This window comes from Nocardioides sp. 503, assembly GCF_004522095.1.
Lineage (GTDB): Bacteria > Actinomycetota > Actinomycetes > Propionibacteriales > Nocardioidaceae > Nocardioides.
Window position 1 is genome coordinate 264147 of sequence record NZ_SPUI01000003.1, and the last position, 21666, is coordinate 285812.

The following is a 21666-nucleotide window of genomic DNA, read 5'->3' on the forward strand; positions in this document are numbered from 1 at the left end:
AGGTTTATCAGCAGCTGCTGAAAAACCTGACGTTCTGGGGCGAAATAACGGCCCAGAAGCGCCAGTTCCGGCCCAGAACCTCCCCCGGCCCGCCCTCGGCGCGCCCCCTGACGTTGCGCCGTCTCATCCCGAGCGCAGGTAGCTCAGCACCGCCTGGACCCGCCGGTGGGCGGTGTCGTCGGGCAGCAGGCCGAGCTTGGCGAAGATCCGCTGGGTGTGCTTCTCCACCGCGCCCAGCGTCACGGTCAGCTCCTCGGCGACCGCTGCGTTGGATCGACCCTCGGCCATCAGCGCGAGCACCTGGCGCTCCCGCGGCGTGAGCCCGGCGATCGGGTCGCGGCGGCGCCCCATGAGCTGGCGCACGACCTGGGGGTCGAGCACGGTGCCGCCGCCGGCCACGGTGACCAGCGCGTCGAGGAAGTCGTCGACGTCGCTGACCCGGTCCTTCAGCAGGTAGCCGATCCCGCCGTCGCCGGTGGTGAGGAGGTCGTCGGCGTAGGACACCTCGACGTACTGCGACAGCACCATCAGCCGCGCCGCCGGCCAGGACCGACGCACCTCCACGGCGGCGCGCAGGCCCTCGTCGGTGTGGGTCGGCGGCATCCGGACGTCGACGACGGCGAGGTCCGGCCGCTGCTCGAGTACGGCGGTCACCAGCGACGGGCCGTCGGCCACGGAGGCCACGACCTCGTGCCCCGCCTCCGCGAGCAGCAGCTGGAGACCCTCGCGCAGCAGCACGGAGTCGTCCGCGACGACGATCCTCATCGGCCACCCACGTACGGCACGTGGGCCGTGAGGACGGTGGGGCCGCCCTCGGGCGAGACGACCTCGAGCCGGCCCTCGACGCCGACCAGCCGCTGCTGGAGGCCGGCGAGCCCGTGGCCCTTGGCGGGGTGGGCGCCGCCGATGCCGTCGTCGGCCACGCGCACCTGGATCTCCTCGGCCAGCGTGGTGACCTCGACCCGCGCGGTCGCGGCGGCGCTGTGCTTGGCGACGTTGGTCAGCGCCTCGGAGACCACGAAGTAGACCGCGGTCTCGACCTGGGGCGGCAGTGACTCCGGCACCTCGACGACCGCCTCGACCGGCACCGGGCTGCGCGAGAGCATCTCCTCCAGCGCCACCGCCAGGCCGCGGTCGACCAGCAACGGCGGGGCGATGCCGCGCGAGAGCGAGCGCAGCTCGTCGACGGTCTCGCGGGCCTGGCGCAGCGCCTCGTCGATCGTCTCCCCCGCCCGCTGCGGGTCGTCGGCCAGCTGCTTGCGGGCCCGCCCGAGGTCCATGGTCAGCCGCACGAGCCGCTGCTGCGGACCGTCGTGCAGGTCGCGCTCGAGCCGCCGCAGCGAGTCGGCCTCGGCCAGGTGGGCGGCGTCGCGGCTGTCGGCCACCCGGCGCACCTCGCCCTGCAGCTCGGCACGGCTCGAGAGCAGGACGGTCGCCAGGCTCGCGTGGACGACCGCCGCGAGCCGCACCGCCAGGGGAAGCGTCAGCACCGCGAAGACGCCGATCCCGAGCATCAGCCACCGCTCGGGCCCACGCCCCTCACCGAGCCCGATCAGCGAGGCCACGGTGACGTTGTCGTCGGGGTCGTAGGGGATGAACTGCGACCAGAACCAGTAGCTCAGGCCGCCGAGCGCCGCCAGCCACCAGACGAGCGCGAGGGCGCTCGCGACCACCGAGGTGGCCAGGCCCAGGACGGCCCACAGCACGTCGAGCCACGACTGCGGGTCGCGCAGCGGCGTGAGCACCCGCCGCACGACCCCGGCGCCGGGCTCCGCGCGCAGGTAGTCGGGAGTCGGCGCCGTGCGTCCCTGGAGCGAGCGCAACCGGACCCGCTCGAGCGCCGCGACCGCGCGGGCGACCTGGGTCGCGAGCGCCACCACCGCGACGCCCGCCACCACGACGCTGAGCCCGACGCCGAGCGCCAGCGTGACGACGACCAGCACGAACGCCGGCAGCGCGATGACGAACGCCGTCAGCGCGTAGCCGCTGTCGCGCAGCGTGCGCCGCAGGACGGTCGGGGACGCCACCGGCGCCGCAGGGGCGGGGTCGGTGGCGGGTGCCTGGGTGGGGCTCATGGGCAGCGTCTCGGTCATGTCTCCAGCCTCGCGACGGCGAGGGTCGCGCACGATCCTGCCAGCCCGACACCCCTTGTCGGGCCAGCCCGACAGCGGCGCCGTGGACGACATAGGGTGAGGACCGTGCCAGCGGACCTCGTGATCGTCGCCAACCGACTGCCCGTCGACCGGGTCCAGCTCAGCGACGGGACCCCCGGCTGGCGCGGCTCGCCCGGCGGCCTGGTGACCGCGATCGAGCCCGTGATGCGCGCCAACGACGGCACCTGGATCGGCTGGCCGGGCGGCACCGAGACCGACCTGGAGCCGTTCGAGTTCGACGGCATGAGCCTGGTGCCGATGACGATGTCGCAGAGCGAGATCGAGCTCTTCTACGAGGGCTTCTCCAACGCCACGATCTGGCCGCTCTACCACGACCTGGTCGCCAAGCCGGAGTTCCACCGGGAGTGGTGGGACGCCTACGTCGCGGTCAACCAGCGCTTCGCCGAGAAGGCCGCGTCGCTGGCCAACAAGGGCGCCACGGTCTGGGTCCACGACTACCAGCTGCAGCTGGTGCCGCAGATGCTGCGCGAGCTGCGACCCGACCTGCGCATCGGCTTCTACCTCCACATCCCCTTCCCGCCGGCCGAGCTGTTCCAGCAGCTGCCGTGGCGGCGTCAGATCCTCGAGGGGCTGCTCGGCGCCGACCTGGTCGGCTTCCAGCTGCCCGGCGGCGCCGGCAACTTCGTGCGCCTGGTCCGCCAGCGGGTGGGCCACAAGACCCACCGCGACCTGGTCTACCTGCCCGACGGGCGCACGGTGCGCGCGGCGGCGTTCCCGATCTCCATCGACGCCGCGGGCTTCGAGGAGCTGGCGCAGAGCGACGCGGTCGCCAAGCGCGCCACCGCGATCCGCGAGGCGCTGGGCAACCCGCGCCGGATCTTCCTCGGCATCGACCGGCTCGACTACACCAAGGGCATCTACGCCCGGCTGCGCGCGTTCAGCGAGCTGATCGCCGACGGCCACCTCGACGTCGAGGACGCGGTCTTCGTGCAGGTGGCGGTGCCCTCGCGCGAGCAGGTGGAGCAGTACCGCATCCTGCGCGACGAGATCGACCGCCTGGTCGGCCGCATCAACGGCGACCTGGGCCGCATCGGCAAGCCGGCGATCAGCTACCTGCACTCCTCCTACCCGCGCGAGGAGATGGCCGCGCTCTACCGCGCCGCCGACATCATGGTCGTCACGCCCTACCGCGACGGCATGAACCTCGTCGCCAAGGAGTACGTCGCCTGCCGCTTCGAGGACGACGGCGCGCTGGTCCTCTCCGAGTTCGCCGGGGCGGCCGACGAGCTGCGCCAGGCGTGGCTGGTCAACCCCTACGACATCAACGCCATGAAGTCCTCCATGCTCGAGGCCTACGCCGCCGACGAGAAGGAGCTGACCAAGCGCATGCGCGCCATGCGCAAGACGATCCGTCAGCACGACGTCGCGGCGTGGGCCGACAGCTTCATGTCCGAGCTGGCCGACGTGGACAACACCCACGCCAAGCCGGTCCGGCCCGCCAAGCGCTCGTGACGCTCGAGGTCACGACCGACCCCGCCCGCCTCGACGTCGGTCTCGTCCACCGCTGGCTCTCCGAGGACGCCTACTGGGCGCTGGGCCGCTCCCTCGAGGTGATGGAGCGCGCCGTCGCCGGCTCGCTCAGCTTCGTGGCCCTCGACGACGACCGCCAGGTCGGCTACGCCCGCGTGGTGACCGACCGCGCGACGTTCGCATGGCTCTGCGACGTCTACGTCGCCCGCGAGGCGCGCGGGCAGGGCGTGGGCAAGGCCCTGGTCGCCGCCGTGGACGCCACCCTCACCGACCTCGGCGTCCGCCGGACGCTGCTCGCGACCGAGGACGCGCACGCGCTCTACACCCCGGTCGGCTTCGAGCCACTCACCGACGTGCACCGCTGGCTCATCCGCACCCGCGCCACCTGACGGCGCCGGGTATACGTTCGGGGCATGGATCTGATCCCCAAGCCCGGTCAGGTCGTCTCGGCGGCGGGCAACGTGGCCACCCTCCTGGTGCGGGGCGGGCTCGCCGACCTCCGCCCGATGCCGCGCACCCTCGTCGACGAGGGCCCGCTGCGCGAGCTCTACCACTACCGTCCGGCCACCACGGTCGTCGAGCAGGGCGACCCGGTGCTGCTGGTGACGCCGCCCGCGGCGCCCTCGCTCTGCTACGACCTGCGCCGCGGGTGCTCGCTGGTCGAGCACCTGGTCGCCGGCGGGCGGGCGACCTACCTCGTGGAGTACGGCGAGCTGTCGCTGACCGACCGCGACCTCGCCATGGACCCGTGGGTCGACGACGTCCTGCCGGCCGCGGTCCGCGAGGTCTCCGACCACGCCGGCGGCCGACCGGTCCACCTCGTGGGCTGGAGCCTCGGCGGCATCCTCGCGCTGCTCACCGCCGCCGACGACCCGTCGCTGCCCATCGCCTCGCTGACGCTGCTGGGCTCCCCCGTCGACCTCGCGCAGGTGCCGCTCGTGGCGCCCCCGCGCCCCCTCCTGGACCCGACCCAGGCCGGTGGCCTCACCGGGCGGGGCGCGCAGGTGCTCGGCAGCATCCCGATCGTGAGGTGGGCCGCGGACCTCGGCCCGGTCCAGCGGCTCGTCGCCAAGCCGCTGGCGATCGGCACCCGCCTGGACGACGCGGAGTTCCTCGCGCAGGTGGAGGCGGTCGACCGCTTCAGCGCCGGCATGGCCGCCTACTCCGGCCGGACCTACGGCCAACTCTACCACCGGTTCGTGCGCGGCAACGCCCTCGTCGCCGGCGAGATCGAGCTGGGCGAGCGGACCGTCGAGCTGGCCGCGGTCGACAAGCCGGTCCTGGTGGTCGCGGGCGCCACCGACGGCATCGCCCCGCTGGGCGCGGTCCGGCCGCTGGTGGAGCTCCTCGAGGGCTCCCCCGAGGTCCAGCTCGAGATCGTCCCCGGCGGCCACCTCGGCCTGCTCACCGGTCGCGAGGCGCGCACCAGCACCTGGCCGGCGCTCGACGACTGGCTGGCCCAGTGGTCCGACCTGCCGCCGACCGCCCCCGCGACGCCCATCGGTACCTCGCGCCGGCGCAAGCACGGCTCGAAGGCGTCGCGGTCCCTCTCGACCTGACCGCCGGAAGGTTCCGGTTTCGGTGCGGACGCCCGGGGCAAGGGACCTGCACCTGATCCCGACGGAAGGCCTCCCCCATGTCCCGGATGCGTGCCTCTCTCGTGGCGGCGCTGGTCGCGATGACCAGCCTCGTGGCACTCACCGCAGCCACCACCGCCCCCGCCCATGCCGACGAGTGCTACTCGTGGGGCCGCAGCCTCGGCCCCGGCGCGACCGGCGACGACGTCGCCCAGCTCCAGGTCCGCGTCGCGGGCTGGGCCGGCTACGGCGTCAACATGTCCATCGACGGCAGCTACGGCGCCCAGACGACCGAGGCGGTGCGCGGCTTCCAGGCGGCCTACGGACTCGGCGCGGACGGCGTCGCCGGCCCGGCGACGTACGCCAAGATCTACGAGCTCCAGGACGCCGACTGCACCCCGGCCCACTTCTCCTACGCCGAGGTGGACGGCGGCTGCGGTGCCGGCGGCTACGGCGGTGGGTCGGTCGGCGCGGCCACCGTCCGGCAGAACCTGCTGCGCGCCATGTGGCGCGCCGAGGCCCTGCGGCACCGGCTGGGCGACCGGCCGCTGACCGTGACCTCCGGCTTCCGCTCGCAGGCCTGCGACCGCCAGGTGGGCGGCAGCGGCACCGGCCAGCACACCTACGGCACCGCCCTCGACCTGGTCGGCTCCTCGGCCAGCCTGTGCACGATCGCGCAGGGCGCGCGCTACGCCGGCTTCGGCGGCCTCTTCGGCCCGGGCTACCCCGACCACGACGACCACGTGCACGTGGACGTCCGGCCGGGCCGGTCCTGGAGCGCGCCGAGCTGCGGGATCTGACCGCGAAGGCCGCGGTTTCGCCCTAGGGTGCGGGCATGTCCGCACCTGTGGCGACCACCGCCGCCCTGCCTCGCGCCGTCCGCATCGGCTACGGCTCCGGGTCCGTCGCGACCGGCGCCTTCGGCACCGTGCCCGGCCTGATGCTGCTGCCCTACCTCACCGACAGCCTCGGGATCGCGGCCGTCGCGGCCGGGTTCATCGTGTTCCTCCCCAAGGCCTGGGACGTCATTCTCAACCCGATCGCCGGGCGCATCAGCGACCGCACCGTGGACCCGCGTGGCCCACGGCGGCCCTGGCTGCTGCGCGCGGGCCTGACTCTGTCGGTGGCCTTCGCCGTCATCTTCGCCGCCCCCGAGCTGGGCTCGAAGGTCGCCGAGGCGGCCTGGGTGCTGGTCGCGTTCCTGGGCTGCGCGACGGCCTACGCGTTCTTCCAGGTGCCCTACGTCGCCATGCCGGCCGAGATGACCGGCTCCTACGACGAGCGCACCCGGCTGATGACGTGGCGGGTGGCGATCCTGGCGTTCACGATCATGCTCGCGGGCGCCACCGCGCCGGTGATCCGCGACGCGGTCGGCGGGCGCGACGGCTACCGCGTGATGGGCGTGGTGATGGCGGTCGTCATCGCGATCGGCGTGGTCGGCTCCTACCGCGGCACCCGGCACGCGCCGGTGGGCTCGGTCGAGGCCGGTCCGGGGTCGCTGCGCGACCAGCTGCGGATGGTCGCGACCGCCCACGACTTCCGCAACCTGCTGATCACCTTCGTCATCCAGGCGCTCGCGACCGGCTGCATGCTCGCCGGCGTCGCCTACCTCGCCGAGGACGTGCTCGACAGCAAGGGTGCCGCCACCGTGCTGTTCGTGTGCTTCGTGGGCCCGGCGCTGCTGCTGACCCCGGTGTGGTCGGCCATCGGCGGGCGGATCGGCAAGAAGCGCGGTTACCTCTACTCCTCGCTCATCCTGGCCGCGGGGGCCGCGCTCGCCGTCCTCGCCCAGTCGGCGCCGGCGGCGGTCGTCTTCCTCGCCACCGGCCTGGTCGGCGTCGGGTACGCCGGCTGCCAGGTCTTCCCGATGGCGATGCTGCCCGACGCGGCCGCGGTCGACGCCCGGCGCACCGGCACCAACCGGGCCGGCGTCTACACCGGCGTCTGGACCGCGGGCGAGACCCTCGGGCTGGCGCTGGGGCCGGGCGTGTTCGCACTCGTGCTCGCGATCGGCGGCTACCGCTCGAGCACCGACGGCGACGCCGCCCAGCCCGACTCCGCGCTCACCGCGATCGTCCTCGGCTTCTCGCTCCTGCCCGCTGTCCTCACGCTGCTCAGCCTCTGGTGGCTCAGCCGCTACACCCTCGACGCCTCGGAGGTCGACGCATGACCCGCTCCGCCGACATCCTCGCCCGCCTCGCCGTGATGCGCGCCGGGGACGTGCCCGTCCACGGCGGCCGCACGCTGGCCTACGTCTACGACTCCGGCATGGCCGAGGTCGAGCAGGTCGGACGCGACGCGGTCGCCGCGTTCGCCGGCTCCAACGGCCTGGACCCCACCGCCTTCCCGAGCCTGCTGCAGATGGAGAACGACCTCGTGGCGTTCGCCGCGGGCCTGCTGGACGCCCCCCAGACGGTGGTCGGCTCGGTCACCTCGGGCGGCACCGAGTCGGTGCTGCTGGCGGTGCAGACCGCGCGCGACTCGCGCCCCGACGTGGCCACGCCGACGATGGTGCTGCCGAGCTCGGCGCACGCCGCGTTCCACAAGGCCGCGCACTACTTCGGGGTGCGCGCCGTGGTGGTGCCGTGCGGCCCCGACCATCGCGCGGACGCCGCCGCGATGGCGGCCGCCATCGACGACACCACGGTGCTGGTGGTCGCCAGCGCGCCGTCGTACGCGCACGGGGTGGTGGACCCCGTCACCGAGATCGCCGCTGCGGCCGCGGCACGCGGAGTGCGCTGCCACGTGGACGCGTGCATCGGCGGCTGGGTCCTGCCCTACGCCGCCCGGCTCGGGCGTGACGTGGCGCCGTGGACCTTCGCCGTCCCGGGCGTCACGTCGGTCTCGGTCGACCTGCACAAGTACGGCTACGCCCCCAAGGGCGTCTCCCTGCTGCTGCACGCGACCCCGGCGCTGCGACGCCCGCAGTTCTTCGCCTCCGCCGACTGGCCGGGCTACACGATGCTCAACTCCACGATGCAGTCCACCCGCTCCGGCGGCCCCACGGCAGGTGCCTGGGCGGTCGTGCAGATGCTGGGCGACGCGGGCTACGAGAAGCTCGCCCGCGACGTCTTCGAGGCCACGGACCGGATCGCCGACGGCATCGCCTCGATCGCGGGCCTGCGGCTGCTCGCGCGCCCCGACTCGACGCTGGTCGCCCTGACGACCGACGAGACCTGCGACCCGTTCACCATCAGCGACGAGATGGGCGCGCGCGACTGGTACGTCCAGCCCCAGCTCACCTACGGCGACGTCCCGGCCAACATCCACCTCTCGGTGAGCGCTGCGACGCTCGCGCACGTGGACGACTTCCTCGCCTCCCTGGCCGAGTCGGTGCGGGTCGCCGCGGCGGCCGGCCCGGTGCAGGTCGACGCCGGCGTGGCGGCGTACGTCGCCGGGCTGGACCCCGCCTCGATCACCGAGGAGGACTTCGACGGGCTCCTGGCCGCCGCCGGGCTCGTCGGCGGCGAGGCCGCGGCCGGCGAGGGCCTGGCGCTGCCCGACCGCAAGGCCGACATCAACGCCCTGCTCGACGTCGCCTCGCCCCCGCTGCGCGAGGCCGTGCTGCTGGCCTTCCTCGACCGACTCTCCCGCCCGTCGCGGCCCGGGGGTTGAGGAGGCACGACGTCCCGTCTCGAAGCCCCTCAGGCCACGAGGTCGGCGTACGCCGGGTGCCGCTCGATGTAGTCGGCCACGAAGCTGCAGGTGGGCGTGACGCGCAGCCCGCGGTCGCGGGCGGCGTCGAGCGCGTGCTTGACGAGCGTGCCGCCGACGCCCTTGCCCTCGAACTCGTCGCGCACGACGGTGTGGGTGAGGTCGATGCCGCCGTCGGAGAGCTCGTACTCCACGAAGCCGGCCAGCTCGCCGTCGGCGGTGATCTCGAAGCGGTGGTGGGCGGGGTTGTCGGTGACCTGGGTGGCAGCCATGGCTCCCAACCTACGGGCGCTCACCCAGCGGCGAGTGCGGTCACCGACTCCAGCGAGTAGCTGCCCGCGTCGGTGCCGAGGCCCTGGGCGACCTGCGCCGCCGTGGCGCAGCCCAGGCGGGCCGCGGCAGGGGCGTCGAGCCCGAGCGCGAGGCCGCGCAGGAAGCCCGCCGAGAAGGCGTCACCGCAGCCGGTGGTGTCGACGACCTCGACCGGGTAGGCCGCCACCTCCACGACGTCGTCGGCGGTGACGACCAGCGCGCCCTGGGCGCCCTGGGTGACGGCCACGCAGCCGGCACCGGCGGCGACCAGGGCGCGGGCGCCCTCGGCGAGGTCCGTGGCGCCGGTGAAGCCGAGGACCTGCTCGTCGTTGGGGAGCAGGTAGTCGGTGTGGGGCAGCGCATCGGCGATCCAGGCGAGCATGTCGGGGTCGCCGGGGGCGAGCACGTCGAGGGAGGTCGTGGCCCCGAGCGAGCGCGCGTGCGCGAGCAGCTGCCCGGCCGCCTCGCCGCCCAGGAACTCGGGACCGCCCAGGTGCAGGTGCGTGATGCCGTCGAGCGCGGCCAGGTCGAGGTCGTCGAGCGTGAAGGCACCGTTGGCGCCGATGCAGTGCCAGGCCGGACGGTCGCCGTCGGGGCGCACCGGGATCACGGAGGAGGAGGTCTGGTGGCCGTCCTTGCGGACCAGCCCGGAGACGTCCACGCCTTCCCGGCCCAGCAGGGCGAGCAGGGTGTCGCCGATGGTGTCGGTGCCGAGCGCGCCGAAGGAGACCACCTCGGCGCCGAGCCGCGCGAGGACCACGGCGGTGCCGCCCGCCGTGCCGGCCGGCGACCAGCGGATCGTCTCGACGAGCTGACCGTCCGATCCCTGCGGGATGGACTCGACCCCGATGACGTGGGTGTCGAGGACGTGCACTCCGACGGTGGCGACTCTCATGGGTTCTCCTGCGGGGTTCCGTAGCTGCGGGCGATGGCCGCGGCGACCACCGCGGCCTGGTCGGCCTCGGTCAGGGTGCGGGGCGTCCCGAGGACGCTGGCCCGGTGGTGGAGGGTGGCGAGCCACTCCAGGAGCAGGGCGTGCTCGACCGCCTGGGTCAGGTCGCCGCCGATGGCGACCGAGCCGTGGTTGGCCATCAGCGCCGCCTGCCGGTCGACCAGCGCGTCGCGCACGTGGGCGGCGAGCTCGGGGGTGCCGAACGTGGCGTACGGCGCGACGCGCACGGCGCCGCCGAGGGCCAGCTGCTGGTAGTGCAGGACCGGGAGCTCCTCCAGCACGCACGCGACGGCGGTGCTGTAGGGCGCGTGGGTGTGCACGACGGCGGCCGCGCCGGTGCTGGCGTAGAGGCCGAGGTGCAGGTCGATCTCCGAGGTGGGACGCAGCGCGCCCTCGAGCACCTCGCCGTCCATCGAGACGACCGTGACGTCGTGGGTGGTGCAGTCGCCCAGCACGACGCCGGAGGCCGTGACGGCCACCCGGTCCCCCACGCGCGCGCTGACGTTGCCCGCCGTGCCGACCAGGAGGCCGGCCTCCGCCAGGCGACGCGACGCCGCCGCGACGGAGGTGCGCAGGTCGTCGGCCGTCACGTCTCGACCCGGCGGCTCGAGGCGGGGGCCGCGTAGCGCTCGAGGTAGGCGGTCACGAGCGTGATGCCCTCCTCGACGAGCTCCTGGTCGCCCTCGTCGTCGTGCTCGTAGGCCAGCTGGAAGACGCGGTCACCGATCTCCACGGCCAGCAGCGCGGTCTTGACCGGCAGCGTCGGCAGCGCGAGGCCCTTCTCGATCGCGAAGCCGCGCAGCGTGGCCGCCACCCGCGCGTTGTGCTCGCGCCCGAACTGGTGGAGCGCGGCGTTGGTCCGCCCGCGCAGGTAGATCTCCACGAAGGCCCGACGTCGCTGGTAGACGGTGACGAACGCCCCCATGGTCGTGCGCACCAGCGACGCCAGCGTCAGGTCGCGCAGACCGGACAGGTCGGCCAGCACCTGGTCGTCCATCTCGGCCATGTCCCGCTCGGCGAGCGCGATCAGGACGTCCTCCTTGTCGGCGAAGTACTGGTAGAGCGAGGCCACCGGGACGCCGGACGCGAGCGCGATGTCGCGGGTCGTGAGCGCTTCGACGCCGCGCTCGACCACGAGCCGGGAGGCGGTGTCGAGGACGTGCTCGACCTTGCGGCGGCTGCGCGCCTGGGTGGGCACCCGACGGCGGGGAGTGAGGGCGGCCTCAGTCGGTTCCGATGACACGCACGAAAGTGTAGGGTACGAAACCGAAACTGACACATGTTCATGTTTTCGACGAAGGAGCCTCCCATGACCGAGCTCTCCCTCACCCGCCGCGGCGCCCTCGGCGCTGGCGCCCTCGGCGGCGCCGCCCTGGGCGCCGGCGCCTTCTCCGGCCTGACCGACCCGGCTCAGGCCGCGGCGCCAGGCGGCCTCCAGGGCCGGCTCCCGCGCACGGTCGACGTGGTCGTCGTCGGCGCCGGCATCGCGGGGCTGGTCGCCGCCCGCCGGGTCGCGCGCGGCGGCGCCTCGGTGCTGCTGGTGGAGGCCCGCCACCGCGTCGGCGGACGCGTGCTCAACCACCACCTCGACGGCGGTGGCACGATCGAGTCGGGTGGCGCCTTCGTCGGGCCGACCCAGCGCCACATCCTGGCGCTCGCCCGGGAGCTGAAGGTGCCGACGTTCCTCGAGCACAACGAGGGCCGCAGCGTCTACATCTCGTCCACCACCGGCCGGATGGAGTACACCGGCACGGTCCCGCCCGACCCCACGATCCTCCCGGACGCCGCGCTGCTGCTGGCGCAGATCGACCGGTACGCCGCCGAGATCGCGGTCGACGCACCGTGGACGCACCCGCGGGCGGCCGAGTGGGACGCGATGACGCTCGGCGACTTCATCCGGCGCAGCTCGGTCAACGCGCGCGGCGTCGAGAACCTGATCCGCAGCTGGACCCAGCCCGGCTTCGGCGCCGACCCCGACGAGCTGTCGTTCCTCTACACGCTCTGGTACGTCGCCTGCTCGGGCGACGAGCGCCACGTCGGCACGTTCGCGCGCAACTCCGACACGGCGGACGGCGCGCAGGAGCGACGCTTCGTCGGTGGCTCGCAGCTGATCCCGCTGCGGCTCGCCCGGCGGCTGGGCGACATCGTGGCACTCGGCGCACCGGTCGAGCGGATCGTGCAGCGCGACCACCGCGTCGTCGTCCACACCAAGCGGGGCCGGGTCGTGGCCCGCCGCGTCATCGTGGCCGCTCCCCCACCGATGGTGCTGGGCATCGACTGGTTCCCCCGCCTGCCCACCCGGCGCGCGCAGCTCATGCGCCACCTCGACATGGGTCAGCTGATGAAGTGCGACGCCGTCTACAAGACGCCCTTCTGGCGCGCCGACGGCCTCAACGGGTTCGGCATCAACGACGCCGGCGCGGCCCGCGCGGTCTTCGACAACACCCCCCGATCGGGCGGCCCCGGGGTGCTGCTGGCGTTCGTCGGCGGCTCCACCTGGCGCACGTACGGCGTGAAGACCAGGGCGGCGCGCCGCCAGGCGGTCCTCGAGGGCTTCGCGGAGCTCTTCGGCCCGAAGGCGCTGAGGCCCCTCGACTACGTCGAGCACGACTGGACCAAGGAGCGGTGGACGCGCGGTGGCCCGACCGCCATCCACGCGCCGGGGTCGATGGTCCGGTTCGGGTCCGCGATCCGGCGACCCTTCGGCCGGGTGCACTGGGCCGGCACGGAGACGTCGACGTACTGGTCGGGCTACATGGACGGCGCGGTGCGCTCCGGCAAGCGCGCCGCGGCCGAGGTCCTGGAGCGGCTGTGAGGCGGTTCCTCGTCCTGCTGCTCGCAGCCGGCCTGCTCGTCGCGCCGGCTCCGGCCACCGAGGCGGCAGCGCCGCCGACGTGGCGCACCACCGTCTTCGCGAAGGTCCCCTCCCCGGGCTACCCGGCCTACGTCTTCCGCCACCGCAACCACCGCGTCTACGCCGGCACCTACGTCGACTCCGACAGCCGGGCTCGGTCGCGGGTCTTCGAGTGGACCGCGCACGGCACGCTCCAGCGCTCCTGGACGGTGCCGCGCCAGCTGCTCGACGGTAGCCAGGGCGTGCAGGTGGCCAACCAGACCCGCGACGGCAGGCTGGTCCTGCTCGAGACCTCGCGCTCCCGCGTGCTGACGCTCGACCTGCGGACCGGTCGCTTCCGGCACGTCGCCACCCTTCCTGGGGGAGGCGTGCCCAACTACGCGACGTGGGGGCCGCGCCGCGCCCTCTACGTCACCGACTACTCCGACGGCGTGATCTGGCGCGTCAGCCGCGCCGGTCGCGTCACGCGGTGGTTCGACTCGACGTCACTCGACGGCGTGGAGTTCGGGACGACCGGCATCGTCTACCGCCCGGGTCGACGCGACTTCCTGATCAGCCAGCAGACCTCCGCCGGCGCGGGCTCCCCACCGAGCACCGGCCACCTCTTCCGTCTGACGACCCGCAAGGGCGGACGTGCGGGGACCCTCTCCACCCTGTGGACCTCCGGACCCGGCGAGCTGCCCGACGGCTTCGGCATCGGCCGCTCGGGCCACGTCTACCTCGCCCTGGCGGGCCTCAGCGCGCAGCTCGTCGAGCTGTCGGCCGGCGGTCGGGAGCTCGACCGCTTCCCTGACACGCCGCTCCTCGGCGACAACGGGTCGTCGATCCCCTTCGACACCCCGTGCAGCGCGACGTTCCACGGCACCACGGTGCTCGTCGCCAACCAGTCCGCGATCGCGGGCGACGCCTCCCACCAGGCGATCCTCGCGGTCGAGGTCGGGGAGCGCGGGCGGGCGCCGTACCTCCCGAGGCGCGCGACCTTCCGTCGGCGCTAGGCACCGACCTCCTGCCGCCGGCAGGTGCCTGGTGAGATGTCCCCATGAGCGCGCTCGCGGGGCTGGTGGACAAGGGACTGATGGCGCCCGACTGGGCCGAGGCCCTGGCGCCGGTCGACGACCGGATCGGGCGGATGGGGGCGTTCCTGCGCGAGGAGCTCGCCGCCGGCCACGACTACCTGCCGGCCGGCGACCACGTCTTCCGGGCGTTCCGTCGGCCCCTCGCGGACGTCCGCGTCCTGGTGGTCGGGCAGGACCCCTATCCGACGCCCGGCCACCCGATCGGCCTGAGCTTCGCCGTCGACGCGCACGTGCGTCCGGTGCCGCGCAGCCTGGCCAACATCTACCGCGAATTAGGCACCGACCTCGACCTCGCCACCCCCGAGCACGGCGACCTCACCGCCTGGTCCGAGCAGGGGGTCATGCTCCTCAACCGGGTCCTCACGGTGCGCCCGGGCGAGTCGGCCTCCCACCGGGGACGCGGCTGGGAGGAGGTCACCGAGTGCGCGATCGCCGCCCTCGTACGGCGCGTGGCCGACGGCGGCCCGCCGCTCGCCGCCATCCTCTGGGGCCGCGACGCCCAGTCGCTCAAGCCGCTGCTCGGCTCCGTGCCCTGGGTCGAGTCCGCCCACCCCTCCCCCCTGTCCGCCTCCCGCGGCTTCTTCGGCTCCCGCCCCTTCTCCCGCGTCAACCGGCTCCTCGAGGAGCGCGGCGGGCAGCCCGTCGACTGGTCGCTGCCGCCTGCATGAATCCCCGACGCGTCGGGCTTGACCCGTCGGATATAGTTGAATCGTGAACTACCCGATGCCCGCCCTCTACCTCGGCCACGGCGCGCCGCCGCTCCTCGACGACCCGATCTGGTCGGGACAGCTGGCCGCGTGGGCCCGCGACCTCCCGCGCCCGAAGGCGATCCTCATCGTGAGCGCCCACTGGGAGTCGGCACCGGTCAGCCTGAGCGCCAACGGCGCCCCCCTGGTCTACGACTTCGGCGGCTTCGACGCGAAGTACTACCGGATGACCTACGAGACCCCCGACGCCACGGCGCTCGCCCGACGCGTGGCGGCGATGATGCCGGCCACCGAGCCCGTGCACCAGCACACGTCGCGCGGCCTCGACCACGGCGCGTGGGTGCCGCTGCGGATCATGTACCCCGACGCCGACATCCCCGTGCTGCAGATGTCGCTGCCCACCCAGGACCCGGCCCGACTGATGGCGCTCGGCGAGCGGCTGCGGCCGCTGCGCGACGAGGGCGTGCTGATCATCGGCAGTGGGTTCCTCACCCACGGGCTGCCGTTCCTCAAGGAGTTCCGCATCGAGGCGGCCGCCCCCGGCTGGTCGCAGGAGTTCGACGCCTGGGCCGGCGAGGCGCTGGCGCGCGGGGACGTCGACGCCCTCGCCAACTACCGCGCCGAGGCGCCGGGCATGCCCTACGCCCACCCCACGGTCGAGCACTACACGCCGCTGTTCGTCACCCTCGGCGCCGCCACCACCCCCGACGACCCCGGCATCCAGGTCATCGACGGCTTCTGGATGGGGCTGTCCAAGCGCTCGCTGCAGGTTGCCTGAGCAGCGGAGCGCGACGCGAGGCACGAGCGCCGCGCGTGGGCGAGCGAAGGTCGAGCGGGCCTCGCGCCTGAGCTTGCGAAGGCGCGACAGGAACGTCGAGACCCGGCGAGCTGAACGCCGATGGCGAGCCTTCCGGGGATTTCCTGGCGCTTCTGGGCCAGAACTCCGGCCCAGAAGCGCAGGTTTTTCAGCATCTGCTGAAAAACCTGCTCGCTCAGCCCGCCGTGACCTCGTCCAGCTCGACCAGGTCGGCCTCGGACGGCGTCCAGCGGAGTGCGGCGGCGTTGAGGCGGACCTGCTCGGCGGAGGTGGCGCCGGAGATCACCGACGACACGCCGGGCTGCGCGGCGAGCCCCGCGATGGCGACGTCGAGGACGGAGAGGTCGCGGGCGGCGGCGTACGCCGTCAGGGCCTCGATCCGGTCCCAGTCGGCCTCCGCGAGCCACTGGGCGCGCGAGGCGTCCAGGTCGGCGCGCGAGCCGGCGGGGGCGGCCTGGCCGCGGCGGTACTTGCCGGTGAGCAGGCCGTACTCCAGCGGGAAGAACGGCAGGATGCCCAGGCCGTAGGCCTCGCACGCGGGCACCACCTCGTCCTCGACCGTGCGGTCGAGCAGCGAGTAGCGGTTCTGCACGGACACGAAGCGCTCCAGCCCCGCCGTGCGTGAGGTCCAGTCGGCGTCGGCGACCTGCCAGGCGTCGAAGTTGGAGCAGCCGAGGTAGCCGACCTTGCCCTCGTGGACGAGGTCGGTCAGGACCGAGAGGGTCTCCTCGATCGGCGTCACGTCATCGGGCACGTGCAGCTGGTAGAGGTCGATGTGGTCGACGCGCAGGCGCCGCAGCGAGCCCTCCACCGCGCGCCGGACGTAGCGACGGGAGGCGCGCACGCCGTGGTCCGCGCCGTACTCCCCGCGCATGTCCATCCCGAACTTGGTGGCCACCACGAAGTGGTCGCGCTGCCCGGCCAGCGCCTCCCCGAGCAGCGTCTCGCTGGCGCCCGGCGGCTCGCCGTAGGTGTCGGAGGTGTCCAGCAGCGTCACGCCCGTCTCGCGGGCCGCCGCCAGGATGTCGCGTACGCCGTCCAGGTCGACGCGTCGGCTGAACGCGTTGCACCCGATGCCGACGGCGCTCACCATCAGGCCCGAGGACCCCAGCGCGCGGTACTCCATCTCGCTCATGCCGCCGAGCCTACGGCTGGCCCTACGACCGGACCCACGACCGGCTCTACGCTCGGCCCGATGCACCGGTGGCGACGTCGGCCGCGCGCTCGGAGCCCGGCACCGTCATCAGCCGGCGGACGTCGTCCTGGAGCGCCGCGCCCAGCTCGCCCCATCCGGGCTCGTAGCCGTAGCGCTCGCGCAGCGAGACCCGCGAGCGGGTGCCGTCGAGCAGGTCGACGTCCTCGGGGCCGATCAGCCCCGGGTGGACGACCCCCACGGCCTCGCTGACCTTGATCAGGTCGCGGCGCAGCGAGGTGACGTAGTTGGCGGCCCGCACCGACTTCAGCGTCGGGTCCAGCCCGCGCTGCAGCCAGGCGTTCTGCGTCGCGACGCCGGTCGGGCAGTGGTCGGTGTGGCACTTCTGGGCCTGGATGCAGCCGATGGCCAGCATCGCCTCGCGGCCCACCTGGATCATGTCCGCGCCCAGCGCGAACGCCACCGTGGCGGTCTCCGGGATGCCGAGCTTGCCACCGCCGATGAACGTCACGTCGTCGGTCAGCCCCGCGGCGGCGAAGCGCCGGTAGACCTCGCTGAAGGCGATGCGGAAGGGGTAGGCGACCGAGTCGGCGAACACCATCGGCGCCGCCCCCGTGCCGCCCTCGCCACCGTCGATGTTGACGAAGTCGACGCCGCGCTGACCGCCGACCATCTCCGCGACCAGGTGGTCCCAGAAGTCCAGGTTGCCCACGGCCGACTTGATGCCGACCGGCAGCCCCGTCTCGGCGGCGACCATCTCGACGAAGTCGAGCATCGAGTCGACGTCGTGGAACACCTCGTGCCGGCTCGGCGAGGCGCAGTCGACGCCGGCCTGGATGCCGCGGATCTCGGCGATCTCGTCGCTGACCTTGGCGGCCGGCAGCATCCCGCCGAGCCCCGGCTTGGCGCCCTGGGAGAGCTTGATCTCCAGCGCCCGCACCGGCGCGCTCGCCACGAGGTCCTTCAGGCGCCCCAGGTCGAAGCGGCCGTGCTCGTCACGGCAGCCGAAGTAGGCCGTACCGATCTGGAAGACCAGGTCGCCGCCGTTGCGGTGGTACGGCGAGAGCCCGCCCTCGCCGGTGTTCTGCAGGCAACCGGCCAGGTCGGCGCCGCGGTTGAGCGCCTCGATCGCGTTGGCCGAGAGCGAGCCGAAGCTCATGCCGGAGATGTTGACCACCGACGGCGGCCGGAAGGCCTTGGCCCGGCCGCGGGCCGCGCCGATGACCTTGGCCGCCGGCACCGGGACGCCCTCCTCGGCGTGCCGCCCGGTCGCGGCGCCCGGCCCGGTGAACGTGCGGTGCTTGATGATCGGGTAGCCGACGACGTTCTCGACGTCGTTGTCGGTGCCGAAGCCGAAGTAGGAGTTCTCCAGCTTGGAGGAGGCGTAGACCCAGCGCCGCTGGTCGCGGCTGAAGGGGCGCTCCTCGTCGTTGGAGGTGACGATGTACTGGCGCAGCTCGGGACCGAACCGCTCCAGCTGGAAGCGCAGGTGCCCCACGACGGGGAACGTGCGCAGGATCGCGTGCTTGCGCTGGGTGAGGTCGTGTGCGGCGACGGCGCCGAGCGCCGCGGCGCCGAGGGCCGCGACCCGGGTGAGCTTCATGCTCTAGAGGTACCCGCAATCGGCACCGGGCGATAGGGCGTCAGCGGATCCGTGTCTTGCGCATCATCCGCAGCCCCGAGAGCATCCCCTTGACGTACTCGTCGTAGTCCTGGCCCGGGCGGGCGCCCATGACCTGCTTCTTGAGCACCGCGAGGTTCTGCACGTCGGTGTACTTGGTCAGGCCCTGGTCGCCGTGGCGCGCGCCGACGCCGGACTGCTTGACCCCGCCCGAGGGCGTGCCCTTGGAGGCGAACGCCGTCGCGAGGATGTCGTTGATGTTGACGTTGCCGGACTGGATGCGTCGTGCCACGTCCTCGGCGCGCTTGAGGTCGCCGCCCCACACCGAGGCGTTGAGGCCGTACTCGGTGTCGTTGGCGAGCTCGACGGCCTCGTCGACCGTGCGGTAGCGGTGCAGGCCCACGACCGGGCCGAAGGTCTCGGTGGAGCCGGCCAGCATGTCCTTGGTGACGCCCTCGAGGATCGTCGGCTCGAAGAACGCCGGGCCGAGGTCAGGGCGCGCCTTGCCGCCGGTGACGACGGTGGCGCCCTTGGCGACGGCGTCGTCGACGTGCGACTGGACCCGCTCCTTGTGGTCGGGCGAGACGAGCGAGCCCATCTCCGGACCGAAGTCGTACGTCGCCCCGACGTTCAGCGCCTCGGCCGCGGCCGTGAAGCGAGACTTGAACTCGTCGTAGCGCGACTCCGGCAGGTAGATCCGCTCGATGTGCATGCAGATCTGGCCGGTGTTGCCGAACACCCCGAAGACCGCGCCCTGCACGGTCTCCTCCATGTCGGCGTCCTCGAGCACGATCATGGGGTTCTTGCCGCCGAGCTCCAGGCAGCAGCCGATGAGGTTGCGTCCGGCCCGCTCGCCGATCACCCGGCCGGTGGCGGTGGAGCCGGTGAACATCACGTAGTTGGCGTTGTCGATCAGCGTCGGCCCCACGTCCGGGCCCTCGCCGCAGACCACCTGGAAGAGGCCCTTCGGCAGCCCGGCGTCCTCGAGCATCTGGATCCCGTAGAGCGGGGACAGCGCGGTCTTGTTGTCGGGCTTGAGCACGACGCCGTTGCCGGCGATCAGCGCGGTGATCGCGTCGGAGAGCCCCGTGGCGAAGGGGAAGTTCCACGGGGCGATGACGCCCACGACGCCCTTGGGCTGGCGGATCTCCGTCGAGGTCGTGAGGAACGGCACCGGTCCCCCGCGCTTGACCGGCGCGAGCAGGTGCGGGGCCCGCTTGATGTAGTGGCTCATCACCATCGGCGGGTCGCAGCTCTCCTCGATCGCCATCCGCCGGTTCTTGCCGCTCTCGACCTGGATCAGGTCGGTCGTGGTGACCGCGTTGTCGAGGAAGAGCTTGTGGGCGCGCTTGAAGACCCCCAGCCGCTTCTTGAGCGGCCACGAGGCCCACTCGTGCTGCGCGGCACGAGCAGAGGCGAACGCGCGCTCGATGTCGGCGGGGGTCGACTGCGGCAGCTCGACCAGCACCTCACCGGTGTAGACCTCGGTCAGCTTCCAGGTGCCGCCGCTGGTCGAGGGGATGCGGGCCACGAGACCCTGCAGGAACGCGTCGGTGACCGACGCCGGGCGCTGCAGCGTCATGTCAGGCCCCCCGCGACGCGGTGCCGCCGAGGACCAGGTCGGCCCCGCGTTCGCCGATCATGATCGCGGGCGCGTTGGTGTTGCCGCCGGTGATCGACGGCATGATCGAGGCGTCGCACACGCGCAGCCCCTCGATGCCGCGGACCTTGAGGTCGGGGCCGACGACGGCGAGCTCGTCCACGCCCATCCGGCAGGTGCCGACGCCGTGGTAGACCGACGTGGCCCGGTTGAGGATCGCGTCGCGCAGCGCCTGGCCCTTGACGCTCGCGCCGGGGTGGATCTCCTCCTTGACCGCGCCGCCGAAGGCCGCACCGCCCATGATCTCGCGGACCATCTCGGAGCCCTCCGCGAGCACCTCGAGGTCCGCGGGGTCCGCGAGGTACTGGAAGTCGATGAGCGGCGCCGCCGTCGGGTCGGAGGAGGCGAGGCGCAGCGTGCCGCGGCTCTTGGGGTAGATCAGCGTGGAGAGCAGGGTCAGCGACGTGCGCGGGTCGACCTTGTGCTGGATCGGCTCGTCCTGGTTGGGCGAGACGTAGGACCACGGCAGCAGGTGCAGCTGCAGGTCGGGTACGTCGGTCGCCTGCGAGGTGCGCAGGAAGGCCACCGACTCGAAGACCGAGTTGGCCAGGAAGGTCTTGCCCGGTCGCAGCGCCTCCTGGGCCACGCCCTTGGCGAAGAAGAACGCGTTGCCGCGCATCTTCGAGGTCGTGGTGTGGAAGGTCAGCGCGTGGAACATGTGGTCGTGCAGGTTGTCGCCGACGGGCAGGTCGGCGAGCACCTTGATGCCGTGGTCGATGAGGTGCTGGGCGTGCCCGATGCCCGAGAGCATCAGCAGCTGCGCCGAGCCGACGAAGCCGGCCGAGAGGATGACCTCCTTGCCCGCGCGGACCGTGCGGCGCGAGCCGTCCTTGTCGGTGACCTCGACCCCGGTGGCGCGGCCGCCCTCGATGGTGACCTTGGTGACCAGCACCTCGGACTGCAGCTGCAGGGACGGCACCTCGAGGTTGTGGAGGTAGCCGCGCGAGGCGCTGTAGCGCAGCCCGTCGGCGGCGTTCTGCTGCATCCGGCTGACGCCCTCCTGCGACTCGCCGTTGTAGTCGTCGAGGATCTTGACGCCGAGTGCGTCGGAGGTCGCCTGGATGAACTGCAGGGAGCCCTCCTGGGGCGCCTTGTTGCGGGTGATCCTGATCGGCCCTCCGGCGCCGCGGTACTGGTCGGGGCCGCCCTCGAAGTCCTCCAGGCGCCGGTAGGCCTCGTTGACCTCGTCGGCCGACCAGCCGGTGTTGCCCTCCGCGGCCCAGGAGTCGTAGTTGGCGCGGTTGCCGCGCACGTAGACCATGCCGTTGATCGAGCTGGAGCCGCCGACGACCTTGCCGCGCGGGACCGGCATCTTGCGGTCCAGGAGGTGCTTCTGCGGGGTGGAGTAGTAGCCCCAGTCGACGCGGGCCTTGATCTGCGGCACGGAGTGCATCGGGCCGATCATCCCGGGCTTCTTGACGAGGTACTGCTCGTCGCTCTTGCCGGCCTCGAGCACGATGACACTGGCTCCCGACTGGGCCAGGCGGCCGGCCAGGGCGGCGCCGGAGCTGCCGGACCCGACCACCACGTAGTCGGCTTCATTCCTGTAGGGCGCAGCCTTGGCCATGTGTCGGTTCCTCGCGTCGGTCGGGTGATGGCGGCCACAACTGTAACGCGTTCTAGTTTGCCCCGTACACCC

General features: G+C 73.0%; 20 protein-coding genes. 10 read left to right on the forward strand and 10 right to left on the reverse strand.

The genetic code is table 11. The features are described from left to right. Positions 1-123: 123 nt before the first annotated feature. A complete protein-coding gene (locus E4622_RS08610) occupies positions 124-765 on the reverse strand; it encodes a response regulator transcription factor (protein ID WP_134739805.1) in 642 nt (213 codons plus the stop codon). Next, positions 762-2093, reverse strand: a complete 1332-nt coding sequence (locus E4622_RS08615; protein WP_167736022.1) for a sensor domain-containing protein — start codon at positions 2091-2093, stop codon at positions 762-764. Before E4622_RS08615 ends, E4622_RS08610 begins: the two co-directional genes overlap by 4 nt. A gap of 105 nt (positions 2094-2198) precedes the next feature. Here E4622_RS08615 and E4622_RS08620 point away from each other — a divergent pair, with 105 nt between their 5' ends. From E4622_RS08620 to E4622_RS08645, 6 genes are all read left to right on the forward strand, one after another. Further along, a complete protein-coding gene (locus E4622_RS08620; RefSeq protein WP_245155953.1) occupies positions 2199-3626 on the forward strand; it encodes a trehalose-6-phosphate synthase in 1428 nt (475 codons plus the stop codon). After that, positions 3623-4033: a GNAT family N-acetyltransferase gene (locus tag E4622_RS08625; RefSeq protein ID WP_134739808.1), complete on the forward strand. Its 411-nt coding sequence runs from the start codon at positions 3623-3625 to the stop codon at positions 4031-4033. The genes E4622_RS08620 and E4622_RS08625 overlap by 4 nt, the downstream gene beginning before the upstream one ends. Before the next feature lie 24 nt (positions 4034-4057). Next, positions 4058-5203, forward strand: coding sequence for an alpha/beta fold hydrolase (locus E4622_RS08630; RefSeq protein ID WP_209021845.1), 1146 nt, complete (start codon positions 4058-4060; stop codon positions 5201-5203). Positions 5204-5289: 86 nt separating this feature from the next. Continuing rightward, on the forward strand, positions 5290-6021 hold the full coding sequence (locus tag E4622_RS08635) for a D-Ala-D-Ala carboxypeptidase family metallohydrolase (RefSeq protein ID WP_245155954.1): 732 nt from the start codon (positions 5290-5292) through the stop codon (positions 6019-6021). Positions 6022-6056: 35 nt separating this feature from the next. Further along, entirely contained in the window at positions 6057-7391 is a 1335-nt protein-coding gene (locus E4622_RS08640) for an MFS transporter (protein ID WP_134739810.1), read from the forward strand. Then, complete coding sequence (locus E4622_RS08645) at positions 7388-8836, forward strand: aminotransferase class V-fold PLP-dependent enzyme (RefSeq protein ID WP_134739811.1); 1449 nt, start codon at positions 7388-7390, stop codon at positions 8834-8836. The genes E4622_RS08640 and E4622_RS08645 overlap by 4 nt, the downstream gene beginning before the upstream one ends. Before the next feature lie 29 nt (positions 8837-8865). Here the strand turns inward: E4622_RS08645 and E4622_RS08650 are convergent, their stop codons facing one another. The 4 genes from E4622_RS08650 to E4622_RS08665 are packed head-to-tail and all read right to left on the reverse strand — an operon-like array spanning position 8866 to position 11382. Then, entirely contained in the window at positions 8866-9147 is a 282-nt protein-coding gene (locus E4622_RS08650) for a GNAT family N-acetyltransferase (protein WP_134739812.1), read from the reverse strand. Positions 9148-9167: 20 nt separating this feature from the next. Continuing rightward, a complete protein-coding gene (locus E4622_RS08655; protein WP_134739813.1) occupies positions 9168-10082 on the reverse strand; it encodes a sugar kinase in 915 nt (304 codons plus the stop codon). Further along, on the reverse strand, positions 10079-10729 hold the full coding sequence (locus E4622_RS08660; RefSeq protein ID WP_134739814.1) for a class II aldolase/adducin family protein: 651 nt from the start codon (positions 10727-10729) through the stop codon (positions 10079-10081). The genes E4622_RS08655 and E4622_RS08660 overlap by 4 nt, the downstream gene beginning before the upstream one ends. Beyond that, positions 10726-11382: a TetR/AcrR family transcriptional regulator gene (locus tag E4622_RS08665; RefSeq protein ID WP_167736023.1), complete on the reverse strand. Its 657-nt coding sequence runs from the start codon at positions 11380-11382 to the stop codon at positions 10726-10728. Before E4622_RS08665 ends, E4622_RS08660 begins: the two co-directional genes overlap by 4 nt. 66 nt (positions 11383-11448) lie before the next feature. Here E4622_RS08665 and E4622_RS08670 point away from each other — a divergent pair, with 66 nt between their 5' ends. The 4 genes from E4622_RS08670 to E4622_RS08685 are packed head-to-tail and all read left to right on the forward strand — an operon-like array spanning position 11449 to position 15554. Continuing rightward, positions 11449-12954, forward strand: coding sequence for an FAD-dependent oxidoreductase (locus tag E4622_RS08670; RefSeq protein WP_134739816.1), 1506 nt, complete (start codon positions 11449-11451; stop codon positions 12952-12954). Next, complete coding sequence (locus E4622_RS08675; RefSeq protein ID WP_134739817.1) at positions 12951-13988, forward strand: hypothetical protein; 1038 nt, start codon at positions 12951-12953, stop codon at positions 13986-13988. Before E4622_RS08670 ends, E4622_RS08675 begins: the two co-directional genes overlap by 4 nt. Before the next feature lie 44 nt (positions 13989-14032). Beyond that, on the forward strand, positions 14033-14737 hold the full coding sequence (locus tag E4622_RS08680) for a uracil-DNA glycosylase (RefSeq protein ID WP_134739818.1): 705 nt from the start codon (positions 14033-14035) through the stop codon (positions 14735-14737). Positions 14738-14780: 43 nt separating this feature from the next. Further along, on the forward strand, positions 14781-15554 hold the full coding sequence (locus E4622_RS08685) for a class III extradiol ring-cleavage dioxygenase (protein WP_245155955.1): 774 nt from the start codon (positions 14781-14783) through the stop codon (positions 15552-15554). 214 nt (positions 15555-15768) lie between these two features. On the opposite strand, the gene E4622_RS08690 is transcribed toward E4622_RS08685, so the two are convergent. Genes E4622_RS08690 through E4622_RS08705 form a run of 4 tightly spaced genes read right to left on the reverse strand, consistent with a single transcriptional unit; the run spans position 15769 to position 21594 of the window. Then, on the reverse strand, positions 15769-16728 hold the full coding sequence (locus E4622_RS08690; protein WP_209021846.1) for an aldo/keto reductase: 960 nt from the start codon (positions 16726-16728) through the stop codon (positions 15769-15771). Between the two features lie 46 nt (positions 16729-16774). Then, positions 16775-18349: an FMN-binding glutamate synthase family protein gene (locus E4622_RS08695; protein WP_134739819.1), complete on the reverse strand. Its 1575-nt coding sequence runs from the start codon at positions 18347-18349 to the stop codon at positions 16775-16777. Positions 18350-18389: 40 nt separating this feature from the next. After that, complete coding sequence (locus E4622_RS08700) at positions 18390-19949, reverse strand: succinic semialdehyde dehydrogenase (RefSeq protein ID WP_134739820.1); 1560 nt, start codon at positions 19947-19949, stop codon at positions 18390-18392. Between the two features lies 1 nt (position 19950). Then, positions 19951-21594: a GMC family oxidoreductase N-terminal domain-containing protein gene (locus E4622_RS08705; protein WP_134739821.1), complete on the reverse strand. Its 1644-nt coding sequence runs from the start codon at positions 21592-21594 to the stop codon at positions 19951-19953. Positions 21595-21666 lie beyond the last annotated feature (72 nt).

Excerpts from the sequence above, each read along its gene's own strand:
- E4622_RS08610 (WP_134739805.1), bottom strand. The coding sequence starts at position 765 with ATGAGGATCGTCGTCGCGGACGACTCCGTGCTGCTGCGCGAGGGTCTC.
- E4622_RS08615 (WP_167736022.1), bottom strand. The coding sequence starts at position 2,093 with ATGACCGAGACGCTGCCCATGAGCCCCACCCAGGCACCCGCCACCGAC.
- E4622_RS08630 (WP_209021845.1), top strand. The coding sequence starts at position 4,058 with ATGGATCTGATCCCCAAGCCCGGTCAGGTCGTCTCGGCGGCGGGCAAC.
- E4622_RS08635 (WP_245155954.1), top strand. The coding sequence starts at position 5,290 with ATGCGTGCCTCTCTCGTGGCGGCGCTGGTCGCGATGACCAGCCTCGTG.
- E4622_RS08640 (WP_134739810.1), top strand. The coding sequence starts at position 6,057 with ATGTCCGCACCTGTGGCGACCACCGCCGCCCTGCCTCGCGCCGTCCGC.
- E4622_RS08645 (WP_134739811.1), top strand. The coding sequence starts at position 7,388 with ATGACCCGCTCCGCCGACATCCTCGCCCGCCTCGCCGTGATGCGCGCC.
- E4622_RS08650 (WP_134739812.1), bottom strand. The coding sequence starts at position 9,147 with ATGGCTGCCACCCAGGTCACCGACAACCCCGCCCACCACCGCTTCGAG.
- E4622_RS08655 (WP_134739813.1), bottom strand. The coding sequence starts at position 10,082 with ATGAGAGTCGCCACCGTCGGAGTGCACGTCCTCGACACCCACGTCATC.
- E4622_RS08670 (WP_134739816.1), top strand. The coding sequence starts at position 11,449 with ATGACCGAGCTCTCCCTCACCCGCCGCGGCGCCCTCGGCGCTGGCGCC.
- E4622_RS08680 (WP_134739818.1), top strand. The coding sequence starts at position 14,033 with ATGAGCGCGCTCGCGGGGCTGGTGGACAAGGGACTGATGGCGCCCGAC.
- E4622_RS08690 (WP_209021846.1), bottom strand. The coding sequence starts at position 16,728 with ATGAGCGAGATGGAGTACCGCGCGCTGGGGTCCTCGGGCCTGATGGTG.
- E4622_RS08695 (WP_134739819.1), bottom strand. The coding sequence starts at position 18,349 with ATGAAGCTCACCCGGGTCGCGGCCCTCGGCGCCGCGGCGCTCGGCGCC.
- E4622_RS08700 (WP_134739820.1), bottom strand. The coding sequence starts at position 19,949 with ATGACGCTGCAGCGCCCGGCGTCGGTCACCGACGCGTTCCTGCAGGGT.
- E4622_RS08705 (WP_134739821.1), bottom strand. The coding sequence starts at position 21,594 with ATGGCCAAGGCTGCGCCCTACAGGAATGAAGCCGACTACGTGGTGGTC.